General features: G+C 71.0%; 14 protein-coding genes and 1 pseudogene. 10 read left to right on the top strand and 5 right to left on the bottom strand.

Annotated features, from left to right (window positions below; genetic code table 11):
- Positions 1-51: 51 nt before the first annotated feature.
- Entirely contained in the window at positions 52-1,614 is a 1,563-nt protein-coding gene (locus ACJJVL_RS04285) for an amidohydrolase (protein WP_405217077.1), read from the top strand.
- Between the two features lie 449 nt (positions 1,615-2,063).
- Here ACJJVL_RS04285 and ACJJVL_RS04290 read toward each other — a convergent pair whose 3' ends face one another.
- From ACJJVL_RS04290 to ACJJVL_RS04300, 3 genes are read right to left on the bottom strand one after another with little or no spacing between them, the layout of a single operon-like run.
- Positions 2,064-3,476, bottom strand: a complete 1,413-nt coding sequence (locus ACJJVL_RS04290) for a class II fumarate hydratase (RefSeq protein WP_405217078.1) — start codon at positions 3,474-3,476, stop codon at positions 2,064-2,066.
- A gap of 39 nt (positions 3,477-3,515) precedes the next feature.
- Positions 3,516-4,151: a DUF4245 domain-containing protein gene (locus tag ACJJVL_RS04295; protein WP_405217079.1), complete on the bottom strand. Its 636-nt coding sequence runs from the start codon at positions 4,149-4,151 to the stop codon at positions 3,516-3,518.
- Complete coding sequence (locus ACJJVL_RS04300; RefSeq protein ID WP_405217080.1) at positions 4,148-4,432, bottom strand: exodeoxyribonuclease VII small subunit; 285 nt, start codon at positions 4,430-4,432, stop codon at positions 4,148-4,150. Before ACJJVL_RS04300 ends, ACJJVL_RS04295 begins: the two co-directional genes overlap by 4 nt.
- 97 nt (positions 4,433-4,529) lie before the next feature.
- On the opposite strand from ACJJVL_RS04300, the gene argE reads away from it, so the two are divergent.
- Positions 4,530-5,714 carry an acetylornithine deacetylase gene (gene argE / locus ACJJVL_RS04305; RefSeq protein WP_405217081.1) on the top strand — a complete coding sequence of 395 codons (1,185 nt, stop codon included), beginning with the start codon at positions 4,530-4,532 and terminating at the stop codon, positions 5,712-5,714.
- A gap of 14 nt (positions 5,715-5,728) precedes the next feature.
- Positions 5,729-7,006, top strand: coding sequence for an MFS transporter (locus ACJJVL_RS04310; RefSeq protein ID WP_405217082.1), 1,278 nt, complete (start codon positions 5,729-5,731; stop codon positions 7,004-7,006).
- A 43-nt stretch (positions 7,007-7,049) separates the two neighbouring features.
- On the opposite strand, the gene xseA is transcribed toward ACJJVL_RS04310, so the two are convergent.
- A complete protein-coding gene (gene xseA, locus ACJJVL_RS04315) occupies positions 7,050-8,267 on the bottom strand; it encodes an exodeoxyribonuclease VII large subunit (protein ID WP_405217083.1) in 1,218 nt (405 codons plus the stop codon).
- A gap of 103 nt (positions 8,268-8,370) precedes the next feature.
- On the opposite strand from xseA, the gene ACJJVL_RS04320 reads away from it, so the two are divergent.
- Positions 8,371-9,366, top strand: a complete 996-nt coding sequence (locus ACJJVL_RS04320) for a 4-hydroxy-3-methylbut-2-enyl diphosphate reductase (protein WP_405217093.1) — start codon at positions 8,371-8,373, stop codon at positions 9,364-9,366.
- 49 nt (positions 9,367-9,415) lie between these two features.
- Entirely contained in the window at positions 9,416-9,757 is a 342-nt protein-coding gene (locus ACJJVL_RS04325; RefSeq protein ID WP_405217084.1) for a hypothetical protein, read from the top strand.
- A gap of 56 nt (positions 9,758-9,813) precedes the next feature.
- On the opposite strand, the gene fbaA is transcribed toward ACJJVL_RS04325, so the two are convergent.
- Positions 9,814-10,854, bottom strand: a complete 1,041-nt coding sequence (gene fbaA, locus ACJJVL_RS04330) for a class II fructose-bisphosphate aldolase (RefSeq protein WP_405217085.1) — start codon at positions 10,852-10,854, stop codon at positions 9,814-9,816.
- Positions 10,855-11,041: 187 nt separating this feature from the next.
- Between fbaA and ACJJVL_RS04335 the strand changes: the two genes are divergently transcribed.
- The 5 genes and pseudogenes from ACJJVL_RS04335 (at position 11,042) to ACJJVL_RS04355 (ending at position 14,992) form a co-directional block, all read left to right on the top strand.
- The gene (locus tag ACJJVL_RS04335) at positions 11,042-11,635 is read left to right on the top strand and encodes a DAK2 domain-containing protein (protein WP_405217086.1); all 594 of its coding nucleotides are present in this window, start codon (positions 11,042-11,044) and stop codon (positions 11,633-11,635) included.
- A gap of 167 nt (positions 11,636-11,802) precedes the next feature.
- A complete protein-coding gene (gene glpX, locus ACJJVL_RS04340; protein WP_405217094.1) occupies positions 11,803-12,756 on the top strand; it encodes a class II fructose-bisphosphatase in 954 nt (317 codons plus the stop codon).
- Positions 12,757-12,832: 76 nt separating this feature from the next.
- Positions 12,833-14,038, top strand: a complete 1,206-nt coding sequence (locus tag ACJJVL_RS04345; RefSeq protein WP_405217087.1) for a heparan-alpha-glucosaminide N-acetyltransferase domain-containing protein — start codon at positions 12,833-12,835, stop codon at positions 14,036-14,038.
- Between the two features lie 103 nt (positions 14,039-14,141).
- The gene (locus ACJJVL_RS04350; RefSeq protein ID WP_405217088.1) at positions 14,142-14,510 is read left to right on the top strand and encodes an ArsR/SmtB family transcription factor; all 369 of its coding nucleotides are present in this window, start codon (positions 14,142-14,144) and stop codon (positions 14,508-14,510) included.
- A 2-nt stretch (positions 14,511-14,512) separates the two neighbouring features.
- Positions 14,513-14,992: pseudogene (locus ACJJVL_RS04355) on the top strand (SRPBCC domain-containing protein).
- The last annotated feature ends 30 nt before the right edge of the window (positions 14,993-15,022 follow it).

The following is a 15,022-nucleotide window of genomic DNA, read 5'->3' on the forward strand; positions in this document are numbered from 1 at the left end:
GCGCCACGCGCATCCATCCGTGAACAACCCAGCAAGGAAGAAGTGAAGACCATGCAGCTCACCGACGACGCGAAGGCCACGGCGCAGGCCTGGATCGACGAGCACCTGACGCAGCTCACCGAGTGGCACACCCACATCTGGGAGCTCGCCGAGCCCGCCTGGCGCGAGTACCGCTCGCAGCGCTGGTACGTCGAGCGGCTGCGCGAGGAGGGCTTCGAGGTCGAGGACGGCTCGGGCGGCATGCCGACCGCATTCAGCGCCCGCTGGTCGAACGGCGAGGGCCCCACGCTGCTGACGTACGCCGAGTACGACGCGGTGCCGGGCAACAACCAGGCAGCGACCACGAGCGAGTCGCCGCGCGAGGGGCTGTCGCGATTCGCGCCCGGCCACACCGACCCGCACTCGGTGCTGGGCATCTCGACGCTCGCGGGGGTGCTCGCCACCAAGCACGCGATGACCGAGCACGGCATTCCCGGCACGCTCCACTACACGGGCGAGCCGGCAGAGAAGATGCACGGCTCGAAGGTCGTGCACGGCCTGCGGGGCTACTACGACGACGCCGACGCGATCGTGTCGTTCCACCCGTTCTACATGCTGCCGCTGTGCAACACGGCCCGCTGGGACACGCAGTGCGGTGCGTACTACTCGAAGGTGTACTCGTTCGTCTGCGACCACCCCGAGACCTGGCAGGTCTCGAGCGCCGATCCGAACTCGCCCATCCCCGCCTCGCACTCCGCCGCCCGCGCGCCGGGCGCGAACGTGTCGCTCATGCAGATGTACACGGCCTCGCGCACGATGCTCGACTCGATGCTGCCGGCCACCGGCGGCTGGAGCTTCTCGGACGCCATCCTCACCGACGGCCAGGCCACGGCCGACAACCTGCCGCAGCGCATCGCGCGCATCCAGTTCTCGTGGCGCACGCCCGACATCGAGATGGCCGAGCACGTGCTCGCCGTGCTCGATCGCAACGCGGCAGCCGCGGCCATGATGGGTCACTGTGAGATGGAGGAGCGCTGGGTAGCGCGGAGCCGCCCCGGTCGCACAAACCACGTGATGGCGGAGACCCTCTACGGCAACCTCGAGCAGGTCGGCGCACCCAGCTACGGCGCGGAGGCGGTGGGCGTCGCGCAGGAGATCCAGCGCTCGCTCGGCCTCGAGCCGGCCGAGCGGCCGTTCCTGGCGGAGACCGAGCAGCTCATCGAGCCGCAGGAGGCCGAGCGGCTGCTCCGCGAGCACATGCCGGCCTGGCAGCGCAACTGGACCAGCGACGACTACGTCGAGATGTCGCACTACGCGCCGCTCGTGCGCTTCTACGTCTCGCGCCCGGCCCTGCAGTCGGTCGAGGGTCAGGGGCCGTACCCCGCGTGGGTGATGAACGCCCTCGGCGGCATCCCCGAGACCATCGCGCCGACGATCCTCACGGCCGGCAAGACCGTCGCAGGCACCTTCCTCGACCTGCTCACGCGTTCAGAGCTCCTGGCTGCGGCAAAGGCCGAGTTCGACGAGCGCGTCGCGGCCGAGCCGAGCCCGGCGCTCCTGCCCGCCGACTTCGAGGCCCCGATCGAGCTGCCCTGGCCCGACTACGCGGGCGCCGACGACCGCCGCCGCTGGTAGCCGCCGCTCGCCTCCGGCTCCCGGCTCCTGCCTCTGGGCTCCCTCGCCACGGGACACAACGCAAGCTCGCCGCCCAAAACTTGCGGTTCCGCCCGCGGCACCCTGCGATCGCCCGCTGGGGCGGTGCTGCGGGCTTGCGTTGTGGGAGGCGGAGCGTGCCGCCGCCGTGGGCTGCCCGGGCGCGGCGGCCGATCGGCGCCGCCGGGTCGCGGGCACAACGCAAGCTCGCGGCCCGGAACTCGCGGTTCCGGCCGCTGCACCCTGCGCTCGCCCGCGGGGGCGGTGCTTCGGGCTTGCGTTGTGCGAGGGCGCGCCGGGGGAGAGCAGCGCGAGAGGGGCAACCGCCATCGGCGGGTGCCCCTCCCACGTCGTTCGGCGACTCTCGCGTCGATCGGTTCGTCGCGTCGTTCGGCTCGTCGTTTCGTTCGGCTGCTGTTCGCGCCGTTCAGCTACTTCGCGACGCCCGGGTGCGTCATCGACAGCAGGTCGAGCGCCTTGTCCATGTCGGCCTCCGTCAGCTCGCCGCGCTCCACGTAGCCGAGGTCGATGACGGCCTCACGCACGGTGATGCCCTGCGCAACCGAGTGCTTGGCGATCTTCGCGGCCGCCTCGTAGCCGATCAGGCGGTTGAGCGGCGTGACGATCGACGGGCTCATGCCCGCGAGCGCTGCGGCGCGCTCGGTGTCGGCCTCGAGCCCCACGATGGTCTTGTCGGCAAGCACGCGCGACGCGTTCGAGAGCAGGCGGATCGACTCCAGCAGCGCGGTGCCCATCACCGGGATCTGCACGTTCAGCTCGAACGAGCCGGACGCACCTCCCCACGCGACGGTCGCGTCATTGCCGATCACGCGCGCGCAGACCATGAGCACGGCCTCCGGCACCACCGGGTTGACCTTGCCCGGCATGATCGACGACCCCGGCTGCAGGTCGGGGATGCGCAGCTCGCCCAGCCCCGTGTTCGGGCCCGAGCCCATCCACCGCAGGTCGTTGGTGATCTTGGTGAGCGAGACGGCGATGGTGCGGAGGGCCCCGGATGCCTCGACAAGCCCGTCGCGGTTCGCCTGCGCCTCGAAGTGGTTGCGCGCCTCGGTGATCGGCAGGCCCGAGGAGGAGGCGATCTCGGCGATGACCTTCTCGGGGAAGCCGAGCGGCGTGTTGATGCCCGTGCCGACGGCCGTGCCGCCCTGCGGCACCTCGGCGACGCGGGGCAGGGCGGCCTCGATGCGCTCGATGCCGTAGCGGATCTGCGCGGCGTAGCCGCCGAACTCCTGGCCGAGCGTGACCGGCGTGGCATCCATGAGGTGGGTGCGGCCGGGCTTGACGGCATCGGCCCAGAGCGCCGCCTTCTCCTCGAGCGCCTCGGCGAGGTGCGCGAGGGCGGGGATGGCCTGCTCGATGAGGGCGCCGGTGACGGCGATGTGCACGGAGGTCGGGAAGACGTCGTTCGACGACTGCGAGGCGTTGACGTGGTCGTTGGGGTGCACGGCGCTCTCGGCGTCGCCACGATGCTTCGTCGCGAGCGCTGCGAGCACCTCGTTCATGTTCATGTTCGACGACGTGCCGGAGCCGGTCTGGTAGGTGTCCACCGGGAACTGGTCGTGGTGCGCGCCGCCAATGATCTCGTCGGCCGCGGCGACGATCGCGTCGGCGATCGGGGCATCGAGCACGCCGAGCTCCCGGTTGGCGATCGCGGCGGCGCGCTTGATCCGCGCGAGCGCAACGATCTGCGCGGGCTCGAGGCCGGAGCCGGAGATGGGGAAGTTCTCGACCGCGCGCTGCGTCTGCGCGGCATACAGCGCGTTCTTGGGCACGCGCACCTCGCCCATGGTGTCGTGCTCGATCCGGTAGTCGACGTCGTTCACTTCGCTGCGCCTTTCGCTTGGCTGGATTCGTCCGTGTGGCTATTCGCCGCTCGTGAGCTCTGCGGTCACGGCTTCGGCGAAGGTCTGGAGCTCGGCGTCGTCGGCGGTGCCGCCGATGACGACGGTGGATGCGCCCTGCTCGGTCGTGAGCACGTACTCGAGGTTGCCCGGATCCTCCAGCGTGCGCTGGTCGTGCTCGGTCCAGGTGAGCCCCGCGATCGTGCGCTCGCCGGTCGGCGTCGCCTGCTCGATCGCGGTCACGAGCCACGTCGGGTTCGCGTCGAGCGCCTGGCGGAAGAAGAGGAACTGCTGGTCGGGCGTCACGTAGCCGGCGTACCAGGTGATGACGCCGTCGGCCCCCGTGCGGACCTCGGCGACGTTCGCCGACCACCCCTCCGGCAGCTTCGGGGCGATGAGCGGCTCATCCGTGATCGACTGCGCGCTGCCGGCGGCTCCGGCGACATCAATCGGCTCGCGCTCGGGCACATCCGGGCGCAGGACGACGAGCACCATGACCAGCACGACCGCAAGGCAGACGACGAGCGCAGCGATCAGGTTGACGACGTTGCGGTTCTCGCGGTGGCGGCGCGATGCGGCGGCCTTGCGCGCAGCGGTCTCGTCCGGGGTCTCCGGCCGACCGAGCTCCGCGACGATGCGCGGCTCCTTGCGGCTCATGCCTCGTCAGCCTCCGTATGCGTGCCCGTCGCCGCAGCGGCCTCGGTCGAGCGCGCGACGTCCGTGCCGCGCGCGGCGTCCAGTCGCTGCTTCGCACCCTGCAGCCACTGCTCGCAGCGGTCGGCCAGCGCATTGCCGCGCTCCCAGAGCGCGAGCGACTCCTCGAGCGACGCGCCGCCCGACTCGAGCGCCGTGACGACCCGCACGAGCTCGTTGCGCGCCTGCTCGTAGGAGAGCGCTTCGACGTCGCCGCTCACTTCGCCATTCACGGGGGTGCTCACGCTCTCGAGTCTATCGCGGCGCCCCGACATGCGAGATGCTCGCAAGCGGCTGTGCGAGCATGGTCGCCGCCGACCGCATCGATCGTCAGGAGCACACGTGACCGCCTCGCCCTCCGCATCCACGATGGCTGAGATCACCGAGCTCATCCGCTTCGACACCACGAGCCGCGAATCGAACCTCGCACTCGTCGAGCACGTCGTGGCGCAGCTGCGCGCGGTCGACATCGAGCCGGTGCTCGTGCCGAACGCGGATGGCACGAAGGCGAACCTGCTCGCTACGTTCCCGGCCGCCGACGGCTCGCTCACGGGCGGCATCGTGCTCTCCGCCCACACGGATGTCGTGCCGGTCGACGGGCAGCGCTGGAGCAGCGAGCCGTTCGAGCCGGCGGAGCGGGACGGCCGGCTGTATGCCCGCGGCAGCGCCGACATGAAGTCGTTCCTCGGGGTGGTGCTGGCGAAGCTGCCGCAGATGGCTGTGGCGACGCTCTCGGAGCCCATCCACCTGGCGCTGTCCTACGACGAGGAGATCGGATGCGTCGGCGCGTTCGACCTCGTCGACGAGATCGTGCGCAGGGATCTGCGCCCGCGCGGCTGCGTCGTGGGGGAGCCCTCGAGCATGCGGGTCGTGCGCGGCCACAAGTCGATGAACGTCTTCCGCGCGACCCTGCACGGCGTCGCCATCCACTCGTCGCTGGCGCCGCAGGGTGTGAACGCGATCAGCCACGCCGCCGAGCTCGTGCGCTTCGTCGACGGCATCGCCGCGGAGATGCGCGAGGGGGGTCCCTTCGACGATGGCTACCTGGTGCCCTACACGACCGTGAGCGCCAACCGCATCGACGGCGGGAACGCCATCAACACCGTGCCCGCCACGTGCACCGTCGACTTCGAGTTCCGCGGGCTGACGACGCTCGACCACGAGGCGCTCTCGGAGCGGTTCGCTGCCGAATGCCGGCGCCTGGAGGCTGCCATGCGCGAGCACGACGACGCCTGCCGCGTCGAGCTCGTCGTCACCGCCTCGGCACCCGGCGTCGATACGCCCGCGGACGCGGACATCGTGGCGCTCGCGGCCGAGTGGGGCGGGGAGCCCAGCGACCGGAAGGTCACCTACGGCACGGAGGCGGGCATCTTCGCCCAGGCGGGCATCCCGACCGTGGTGTGCGGGCCCGGCGACATCGCGCAGGCGCACGCCCCTGACGAGTTCATCGAGCTCGACCAGATCGCGCAGTGCGAGAGCTTCGTCGATCGGATGCTCGCCGACCTGAGTGCGCCGCGCGGCGCGTGAGCAAGGAGCCACTCATGACCACCACCGCACCCCAAGCAACGCCGGAGCGGCTCGCCGCGGCTCGCAAGGCGGTCATCTCGAGCTCAATCGGCGCCGCGCTCGAGTGGTTCGACATCATCGTCTACGCGTCCTTCGCCGTCGTCATCGCCGCGAACTTCTTCCCCGAGCAGGACGGCGCCTTCGGCCTCATCCTGACGTTCGCGACCTTCACGATCACCTACCTCATCCGCCCGCTCGGCGGCATGGTGCTCGGCAGCTACGCCGACCGCAAGGGCCGCAAGAATGCGCTCACCCTCACGTTGCTGCTCATGATGGTGGGCACGCTGCTGATGGCCGTCGCCCCCACCTACGCCGTCGTGGGCGTCTGGGGCGGCGTCGTGATCCTGCTCTCGCGCCTCATCCAGGGCTTCTCGGCCGGCGGCGAGTTCGGCACCGCGACGACGTTCCTCATCGAGACCGCGCCGCACAAGAAAATGTTCTACGCCTCCTGGCAGATCGCCGCGCAGGGCGGCTCGATGCTGCTGGCCTCGGCGTTCGGCTTCGCGCTCAACACCTGGCTGTCGCAGGAGGATCTCTACGCCTGGGGCTGGCGGATCCCCTTCTTCGTCGGCCTGCTGATCGGCCCGGTCGGCCTGTACATCCGCGCGCGCCTGGCCGAGCCCGACGAGCTCACGAGCGCCGATCGCGCCAAGTCGCCGCTCGGAGAGCTGTTCCGCAACCACGCAGCTCGCCTGCTGGTCGCATCCGCCGTGATCGGCGTCGCCACCATCTCGGTCTACCTGATCCTGTACATGCCGACCTTCGCCGTCACGAACCTGGACATCCCGGCGGATGCCGCGTTCCTCGGCGGCGTCGTCGCGGGTGCGATCACGATCGTCGGCTCGCCGCTGGTGGGGCGCCTTGCCGACCGCGTCGGGCCAGCCAGGATCATGACCTGGGCGGCGGTCGCCGCACTGCTGCTGGCCTGGCCGCTTTTCCAGATCATGGTGACGCTCCGCACGGTCACCGCGCTCGTGCTCGTCATCGCGCTGCTCGGGCTCATCATGGCGTTCTACTTCGCGCCGCTGCCGGGGCTGCTGTCGAACATGTTCCCAGCAGAGGTGCGCGGCACCGGGCTCTCGGTCGCCTACAACGTGGGCGTCACGGTGCTCGGCGGCATCGCGCCGCTCGTGCTGACCTGGCTGCTCGCCACCACCGGGTCGCTCCAGGCGCCCAGCATCTACTACATGGTGATCGCCGTGATCTCGCTCGTCGGCCTGTTCTTCGCGCGCACGCGGTTCGGCCAGCGCTGAGGACCTCGGGCGGGCGCTGCGGCGGCCCGCGCCATCGGCCCCGTCAGGGATGCGCGGCGCGCACCTCGGCGTCGAGCGTCCCGGATGCGAGGGTCACGAGCAGCGCGTCGCCCGCGGTCAGCGCGGCCGCGTCGCGCGCGACCGAGCCGGTCGCGGTCTGCACGACGGCGTAGCCGCGGTCGAGCGTCGCCTGCGGGCTGAGCGCGCGCAGCGTCTGGCGCAGGTGGTCGAGCCGCTGGCCGCCCAGGTCGACGACGCGCGCGGTGAGCTCATCGCTGCGGGCGGTCAGCCGAGCGAGATCCTGCGCGAGCGAGTCGATCATGGTCTCGGGCCGCGCGAGCGCCGGCCGGGTGCGGAAGGCCTCGAGCCGCTCGGCCTCGCGCTGCACGTGCTGGGTGACGCGGGCGCGCAGCTGCGCGCGCGCCTGGGTGATGCGGTTGAGCTCCTCGGCGACATCCGGCACGATCCGCTTCGCCGCGTCCGTCGGCGTCGAGGCCCGCAGGTCCGCGACGTCATCGAGCAGCGGGCGATCGGCCTCGTGTCCGATCGCCGAGACCACGGGCGTGGTCGCGGCCGCGACGGCGCGCACGAGCACCTCGTCGCTGAAGCCCAGCAGGTTCTGGAAGTCGCCGCCGCCGCGCGCGATGACGATCACGTCGACCTCGGGGTCGGCCTCCAGCCGCGCGAGCGCCGCGAGCACGGTCGGCACGGTCTGGTCGCCCTGCACCGCCGCGTGCTCGACGCGGAACTCGACGCCCGGCCAGCGCAGCTGGGCATTGCGCAGCACGTCCTTCTCGGCGTCCGAGTCGCGCCCGGTGATGAGGCCGATGCGATTCGGCAGGAAGGGGAGCGGGCGCTTGCGAGCCGCGTCGAACAGCCCCTCGTCGGCGAGCTTCCGACGCAGCGCCTCGAGGCGTGCGAGCAGGTCGCCGAGGCCGACGTGGCGGATCTGCTGCGTGACCATCGACAGCGTGCCGCCGCGCGGCCAGTAGTCGGGCTTGACGAGCAGCACCGCGCGGTCGCCCTGCGCGAACTCGCCCTCGATGCGGCTGAGCGCGGAGCTCCAGACGTTGAAGGAGACGGTGGCGTCGCCCGTGACGTCCTTGAGCTTGCCGAAGACGTTGCCGCGGGAGTTCGACCACTGGGTGATCTCACCCTCGATCCAGAGGTGGCCGAGGCGCCCGATGTAGGTCTTCAGCTCGGCGCCCAGCTGGGCGACGCTCCACGGCTCGTCGGGCGTGCCCGTGATGCGTTCGGCCATGCTGCTCCTCAGGTCCTCGCGGAAAGCGGTCTCTGGGTCGGCCGCCTCGCACCAACGGTAGACTGGGCGTGTGACGATCACGAATGGAAGGGTGCCGCTGGACATGCCGCGGCCGATGGTCCGCCGAGGTCGGCTCCAGGATCTGCCCGTCGCGGGCGAGAAGCGCATCCTGCTCGCCGCCCCCCGAGGGTACTGCGCCGGCGTCGACCGCGCCGTGCTGGCGGTCGAGAAGGCGCTCGGCCAGTACGAGGGCCCCATCTACGTGCGCAAGGAGATCGTGCACAACAAGCACGTCGTCTCCCAGCTGACCGAGCAGGGCGCGGTGTTCGTCGACGAGGTCGACGAGGTGCCAGAGGGAGCCCGGGTCATCTTCAGCGCCCACGGCGTCAGCCCCGCGGTCGTGCAGGAGGCCGCGGATCGCGGGCTCGACGCGATCGACGCGACCTGTCCGCTGGTCACCAAGGTGCACCGCGAGGCGGTGCGCTTCGCGCGTGACGACTACGAGATCCTGCTCATCGGGCACGAGGGCCACGAAGAGGTCGAGGGCACCGCGGGGCATGCGCCCGAGCGTGTCACGATCGTGAACAACCCCGAGGAGGCCGACACCGTGCAGGTGCAGAACCCCGACCGACTCGTGTGGCTGAGCCAGACCACGCTCTCGGTCGACGAGACGATGGAGACCGTGCGCCGCCTGCGCATCCGGTTCCCCAACCTGCAGGATCCGCCCAGCGACGACATCTGCTACGCCACGCAGAACCGCCAGGTCGCCATCAAGAAGGTCGCTCCCGAGGCGGACCTCGTGATCGTGGTCGGCAGCGCCAACTCGTCGAACTCGGTGCGTCTCGTGGAGGTCGCACTGGAGCACGGCGCCAAGGCGGCTTACCGGATCGACTACTCGAGCGAGATCCAGCAGGAGTGGCTCGAGGGCGTCGAGTCGATCGGCATCTCCAGCGGCGCGAGCGTGCCGGAGGGTCTCGTGCGCGAGGTGCTGCAGGAGCTCGAGGATGCCGGCTACGCCAGCATCACCGAGGTGCGCACTGCGGAGGAGGATCTCATCTTCTCGCTGCCGAAGGAGCTGCGCCCGAGCCGCAAGCGCTGATCGTCGCACCGCTCTGGCGGGGCTCAGGTGGCGTCGATACGATCGGGCCATGACTGACGCACAGCCCCAGGGAGCAACCACGGACGCCCAGCCCCAGGACGACCAGTGGGCCGACCGGATGGCGGAGGGCGAGGACTTCGACGAGTCGCTCGGCGAGCCGGCCGACGACGACCGGGTGCTCGCGACCGACGACCTCGACGAGATCGACAGCGAGGATGCGCCAGAGGGCGCCGAGCTGCGCGACGAGGAGTGGGAGTCGGATGACCCGGCCGACATCCCCGACGAGCACGGCGGCACGCAGGCGGGCATCGACACCGACGACAACGGCGTGGACGACACCGTGCTCCCCGAGGGCACCGACAGCATCGTCGATTCGAACGACTGGGAGTAGCGCTCCCGATACGACAGCGGGGCCCCTCGAGACGAGGGGCCCCGCTGTCGTGCGTGCTACTTGCTCGACCAGCCCGCAGAGCCGAGCTGCTGCGTCGCCGAGACGACGCGAGCCGCCATCGCCGACTCCGCCGCCTTGCCCCACGCGCGCGGGTCGTAGAGCTTCTTGTTGCCGACCTCGCCGTCGATCTTCAGCACGCCCTCGTAGCCGGTGAACATGCTGCCCGCGACGGAGCGCGTGTACGCGTACTGCGTGTCGGTGTCGATGTTCATCTTGATCACGCCGTTCGCGACGGCGGTCGAGATCTCCTCGTCCGACGAGCCGGAGCCGCCGTGGAAGACGAGATCGAGCGGCTTGGGCCCGCTCTCGGGGCGACCCTCGCCGAACTTCTCTGCGATCCCCGCCTGGATCTGCCCGAGCAGCTCGGGGCGCAGCTTCACGTTGCCGGGCTTGTACACGCCGTGCACGTTGCCGAACGTGAGCGCCGCCATGTAGCGGCCGTGCTCGCCGAGGCCGAGCGCCTCGACCATCGCGACCGCGTCGTCCAGCGTCGTGTACAGCTGGTCGTTGATCTCGTGGCTGACGCCGTCCTCCTCGCCGCCGACGACGCCGATCTCGACCTCCAGCACCTGGTTGAGCGCGTGCGTGCGAGGCAGGATCTGCTTCGCGATCTCGAGGTTCTCCTCCAGCGGCACGGCAGAGCCATCCCACATGTGCGACTGGAACAGCGGAGCGCGACCGGCCTTGACCTCGGCCTCGCTCGCCTCCAGCAGGGGGAAGACGAAGCCGTCGAGCGCATCCTGGGGGCAGTGATCGGTGTGCAGCGCGACCTTGATCGGGTAGGCCTTCGCGACCTCGGTGACGAAGCGCGCGAACGCGATCGCCCCGCCCGCGCGGTTCTTCACGCTCTGGCCAGCGAAGAAGTCGGCGCCACCGGTCGTCACCTGGATGATGCCGTCCGAGCCGGCCTCCGTGAGGCCCTGCAGCACCGCGTTGATCGTCGACGATGACGAGACGTTGATGGCGGGGTAGGCGAAGGCGTTCTGCTTCGCCTTGTCGAGCATCTCTGCATACTCTTCTGGTGTTGCGACCGGCATGGCACAGCTCCTGACTCGTCTGGGGCGCGGTCGCCGTTCGCGGGCCGCGCGGGATGAGCCTCAGTCTAGGTCGGTCTCGTGCGGGCGCGGCGATTCGGCGACGCGCGGGGCTCTCGCCAATGGATTGCACGCGCGGTCTAGGCTTCTGGCACGCACCCGCTCAGCGGGAGAGCGTGAGGGAGGCACCATGCAGCAGCACGACGCCATCGTCCGCGCGGCACTCGACCGCATCGTGATCGCGCTCGCGGAAGCGCGCGAGGAGCTCGATGCTCTCGATGCGGTCGCCGACGACGGCAATCACGGCTTCAACATCCTGGCCGGTGCGACCGCCGCCCAGGCCGCGGCCGCCAAGGCCGACGAGGGACAGGCGCTCGCCGCTGCCGCAACCGCGTGGGCCGCGGAGGAGGGTGGCGCGAACTCGCTGTGGGGCGCCATGGGCACGGCGGCGTCCCGCGTGCTCGCGCAGGGGCCGGTGGCGATCGTCGACGCGGCGCTCAAGGCGCTCGAGTCCTCCACCGACGCTGCCATCGGCGACAAGTCGATCGTCGACACGCTCGCTCCGGCGCTCGGTGACGCGCACGTGCACCTGGAGCGCGGCGAGACCGGGCTCGACGCCGCCGCGCACGCCGCGGGGGTCGCGGAGGAAGCCGCCGTCGAGACCGCGGCCTTCGAGGATCGGTACGACGCCTCCACGCCCGACCTGGGCTACCCCGATCCCGGCGCCTCCTCGTCGGCGATCATCCTCTCGGCGATCGCAGAGGTGATCGCCGAGTTCGACTGACGCGCTGCTCGCGAAGGAACGGCGCTACTTTCCCCGCCACCATGTCCGTTCGCGCCGCTTCCGTCACTAGGCTCGAAGGCACGCCCCGATCCGATGGAGGACTCCCCGTGCCGCACAGCGATTCGCAGAAGGCCCCGGTCTTCGACAACCCAGACCGCAACCTCGCCATGGAGCTCGTGCGAGCGACGGAGGCGGCCGCCATTCGGGCCGTGCCGTACATCGGTCGCGGTGACAAGAACGCCGCGGACGGGGCTGCGGTCGACGCCATGCGCACCTTCCTGGCGACGGTCGCGTTCGACGGCGTGATCGTGATCGGCGAGGGCGAGAAGGACGAGGCGCCGATGCTGTTCAACGGCGAGCACGTCGGCAACGGCCGCGGGCCCTCCGCCGACATCGCGGTCGACCCGATCGACGGCACCTCGCTCACCGCTGCCGGCCGCCAGAACGCGCTCAGCGTCATCGCTGTCGCCGACCGCGGCACGATGTACGACCCGGTGGACGCCTTCTACATGGACAAGCTCGTCGCCGGCCCCGAGGCGATCGGGGTGATCTCCCTCGAGCAGTCGATCGGCGACAACATCCGCGAGTACGCGCGGGCCACGGGCAAGGATGTCGAGGATGTCGTCGTCGCCGTGCTCGACCGTCCCCGCCACGCGGAGCTCATCGAGGAGATCCGCTCGGCAGGCGCTGGCACCCGCCTGATGCGCGACGGCGACGTCGCCGGCGGCATCAATGCCTCCCGCTGGGAGAGCCGCATCGACATGTGCGCCGGTGCGGGCGGCACGCCCGAGGGCGTCATCACCGCATGCGCGATCAAGGCGCTGGGCGGCTTCATGGAGGGCCGGCTCTCGCCGCAGAGCGACGAGGAGCACCGCAAGGTCGTCGCCGCCGGCCACGACCTGGATCGCGTGCTGGGGCTCGACGACCTGGTCGCGAGCGACAACACCTACTTCGTCGCCACGGGCGTGACCGACGGGCAGCTGCTCGACGGCGTGCGCCGCAAGGGTCCGCTGATCCGCACCGAGTCGCTCGTGCTGCGATCGAAGACCGGCACCGCACGCCGCGTCATCGCCGAGCACCGCGCCGAGAAGTGGCTCGAGAAGGAGTGGGCGCGCAGCTGACGCTTCCCGCGCCCGGATCGCAGGCCGGCCGGCGGATGCGTCGCTGGGGCGCGCTGCGGTGCGGCACGATAGAGCCGTGAGCGGCACCCTGCATCCCGATGCCGGGGATCCGGCCGTTCGAGATCGCGCGGCCGGGCGCTTGGTCGGCATCGATCTGGCGCGGCTGGTTGCGGTCGCGGGCATGATGGCAGCGCACACGCTCGGCAGCGCGGAGGCGATGCCCGCGGCGGTCGTCGCGCTCGTCGACGGTCCGCCCTCGACGCTCTTCGCCGTGCTGGGCGGCGTGAGCGTGACGCTCGCCGGGCGCGCGAGGCTGGTCGCAGGCGATCGCGGGGGAGCGGTCAGGGCGACGCTGGCGCGCGGCGCTGTCGTTGCGCTGCTCGGCGTGCTGATCGCGCCGCTGGCGACAGCCGTCTACGTGGTGCTCGTGCCGTTCGGCGTCGCGATCGCGCTCGCCGCGCCGCTGCTGCTCGCACCCTCGTGGCTGCTCGCGACCCTCGCGACGGCGATCGTGCTCGGCGGCGGGTCGGTGGTCACATGGGCAGGCTCGCACCTGCCCTCGCTCCATCGGGCGTCGGATGTGTTCGGACCGCTCGAATCGCTCCTGCCCGCCGTCAACGACGTGCTGCTCACGGGCGTCTACCCGGCGCTCATCTGGCTCGGGTACCTGCTCATCGGGATGCTCCTCATGCGGGGGCTGCTCGCCGCGCGGGCAGCCGGCACCGAGCGCGCGATGCTCACGCGCGTCGCCGGTGCGGGCGCGCTGCTCACGGGCATCGGCGTGGCGATGAGCGAGCTCGGCGTGCTGCTGCTCTCGGACGTCGTGGCGCCCGGCGAGCCCTCGGTCGCGCGTGACTGGCTGCTGAGCAACGGGTACGGCGCGGCGCCCGATGAGGGGCCCCTCTGGCAGCTGCTGGCGGCGCCCCACACCGGCACGCCCGCCGACATGGCGCGCACCGCCGGCATCGCGCTGCTGGCGATAGGCCTGCTCGGCCTGCTCGTGCAGCGGTGCTCGCCGAGAACGCTGCGGGCGATCGAACCACTCCGGGCCGCGGGCGGCGCGCCGCTGACCATCTACATCGTGCACGTCGTCGGCTACTCGCTCGCCGCTGGTCTGCTCATCGAGGTGGCGCCGGCGATCGTGAGCGGATGGGGCGGCTGGGCCGTGCAGGTCGCCATCGCGCTCGCGATCGGGGCTGTCCTGGCAGCGAGCGGAGCGCGCGGCCCGTTCGAGCGCCTCGTCGGCCGCGCCGCGTCGCTCGCCGCCGGCGAGCGACGCTGACGACGGCGCCTGCCTCGTGTCATCGAGGGTTGACGCAGCCATGCGCCGGGTCTACATTGCCAAGTAGTTATAGAACTGACTGGTGATGGAAGCGAGGTGCAGCATGGCGCAGCCGACCGTGGACGACGACACACTCGATCGCATCTTCGCTGCGCTCTCCGATCGCACGCGCCGGCGCATCTTGCTCCGGCTGCGCTCCGGGCCCGCGACCGTCACCGAGCTCACGGCGCTCGCCGGGCTCAGCCAGCCGGCCGTCTCGAAGCACCTGAAGGTGCTGGGGGAAGCCGGTCTTGTCAGGGCCGAGCGCGATGCGCAGCGCATCCACCGCCTCATCGAGCTCGCGCCGCTCATCCGCGCCGCGGTGTTCGTCTCGCGGTTCGAGGTGCAGGTCGACGCCCGACTCGACCGCCTCGATGCGCACCTCTCGTCGGGACTCCGGCCGGAGGCATCCGGTCACCCATCGAAGGAATGATCATGAAGACACGATTCGAACTGCCCGACGACACCTCGATCGCCTACGAGCGCGAATTCGCCGCGCCGGCGAGCGAGGTGTGGAGGGCCTACACGGATCCCGCGATCGTGCGCACCTGGATGCTGGGGCCCGATCCCGAGACCGAGTTCCCGACCTGCGAGATGGACATGCGCACGGGCGGCTCGTTCCGCTGGGTCTGAGTCGACGGTAGCGGCGAGCTCGAGATCTCGGGCGACGTGCTCGAGGCCGAGGAGCCGCATCGCATCGTCACCGTCGAGCGGATGGGCGGCTCAGCGATGCAGGGCATGGAGGTGCCGCCGTCGATCAACACGACGACGTTCACCGAGGCGGATGGGGTGACGAACATGCGCACGGTGACGGTCTACCCGTCGAAGGAGGTACGCGACGGCGCCTACGCGAGCGGCATGGATGCGGGCATCGAGGCGAGCTACCACCGGCTCGCGGCCCGCTGGGCCGCGTAGCGCGCCCCGCCCCGCCCCGCCCGTCCGCCC

Origin of the sequence: Agrococcus sp. Ld7, assembly GCF_045064095.1 — a bacterium.
Classification (GTDB): Bacteria; Actinomycetota; Actinomycetes; order Actinomycetales; family Microbacteriaceae; genus Agrococcus.

Coding starts and splice junctions, on each gene's coding strand:
- ACJJVL_RS04285 (WP_405217077.1), top strand. CDS start 52: ATGCAGCTCACCGACGACGCGAAGGCCACGGCGCAGGCCTGGATCGAC.
- ACJJVL_RS04295 (WP_405217079.1), bottom strand. CDS start 4,151: ATGAGCCGCAAGGAGCCGCGCATCGTCGCGGAGCTCGGTCGGCCGGAG.
- ACJJVL_RS04310 (WP_405217082.1), top strand. CDS start 5,729: ATGACCACCACCGCACCCCAAGCAACGCCGGAGCGGCTCGCCGCGGCT.
- xseA (WP_405217083.1), bottom strand. CDS start 8,267: ATGGCCGAACGCATCACGGGCACGCCCGACGAGCCGTGGAGCGTCGCC.
- ACJJVL_RS04320 (WP_405217093.1), top strand. CDS start 8,371: ATGCCGCGGCCGATGGTCCGCCGAGGTCGGCTCCAGGATCTGCCCGTC.
- ACJJVL_RS04325 (WP_405217084.1), top strand. CDS start 9,416: ATGACTGACGCACAGCCCCAGGGAGCAACCACGGACGCCCAGCCCCAG.
- fbaA (WP_405217085.1), bottom strand. CDS start 10,854: ATGCCGGTCGCAACACCAGAAGAGTATGCAGAGATGCTCGACAAGGCG.
- ACJJVL_RS04335 (WP_405217086.1), top strand. CDS start 11,042: ATGCAGCAGCACGACGCCATCGTCCGCGCGGCACTCGACCGCATCGTG.
- glpX (WP_405217094.1), top strand. CDS start 11,803: ATGGAGCTCGTGCGAGCGACGGAGGCGGCCGCCATTCGGGCCGTGCCG.
- ACJJVL_RS04350 (WP_405217088.1), top strand. CDS start 14,142: ATGGCGCAGCCGACCGTGGACGACGACACACTCGATCGCATCTTCGCT.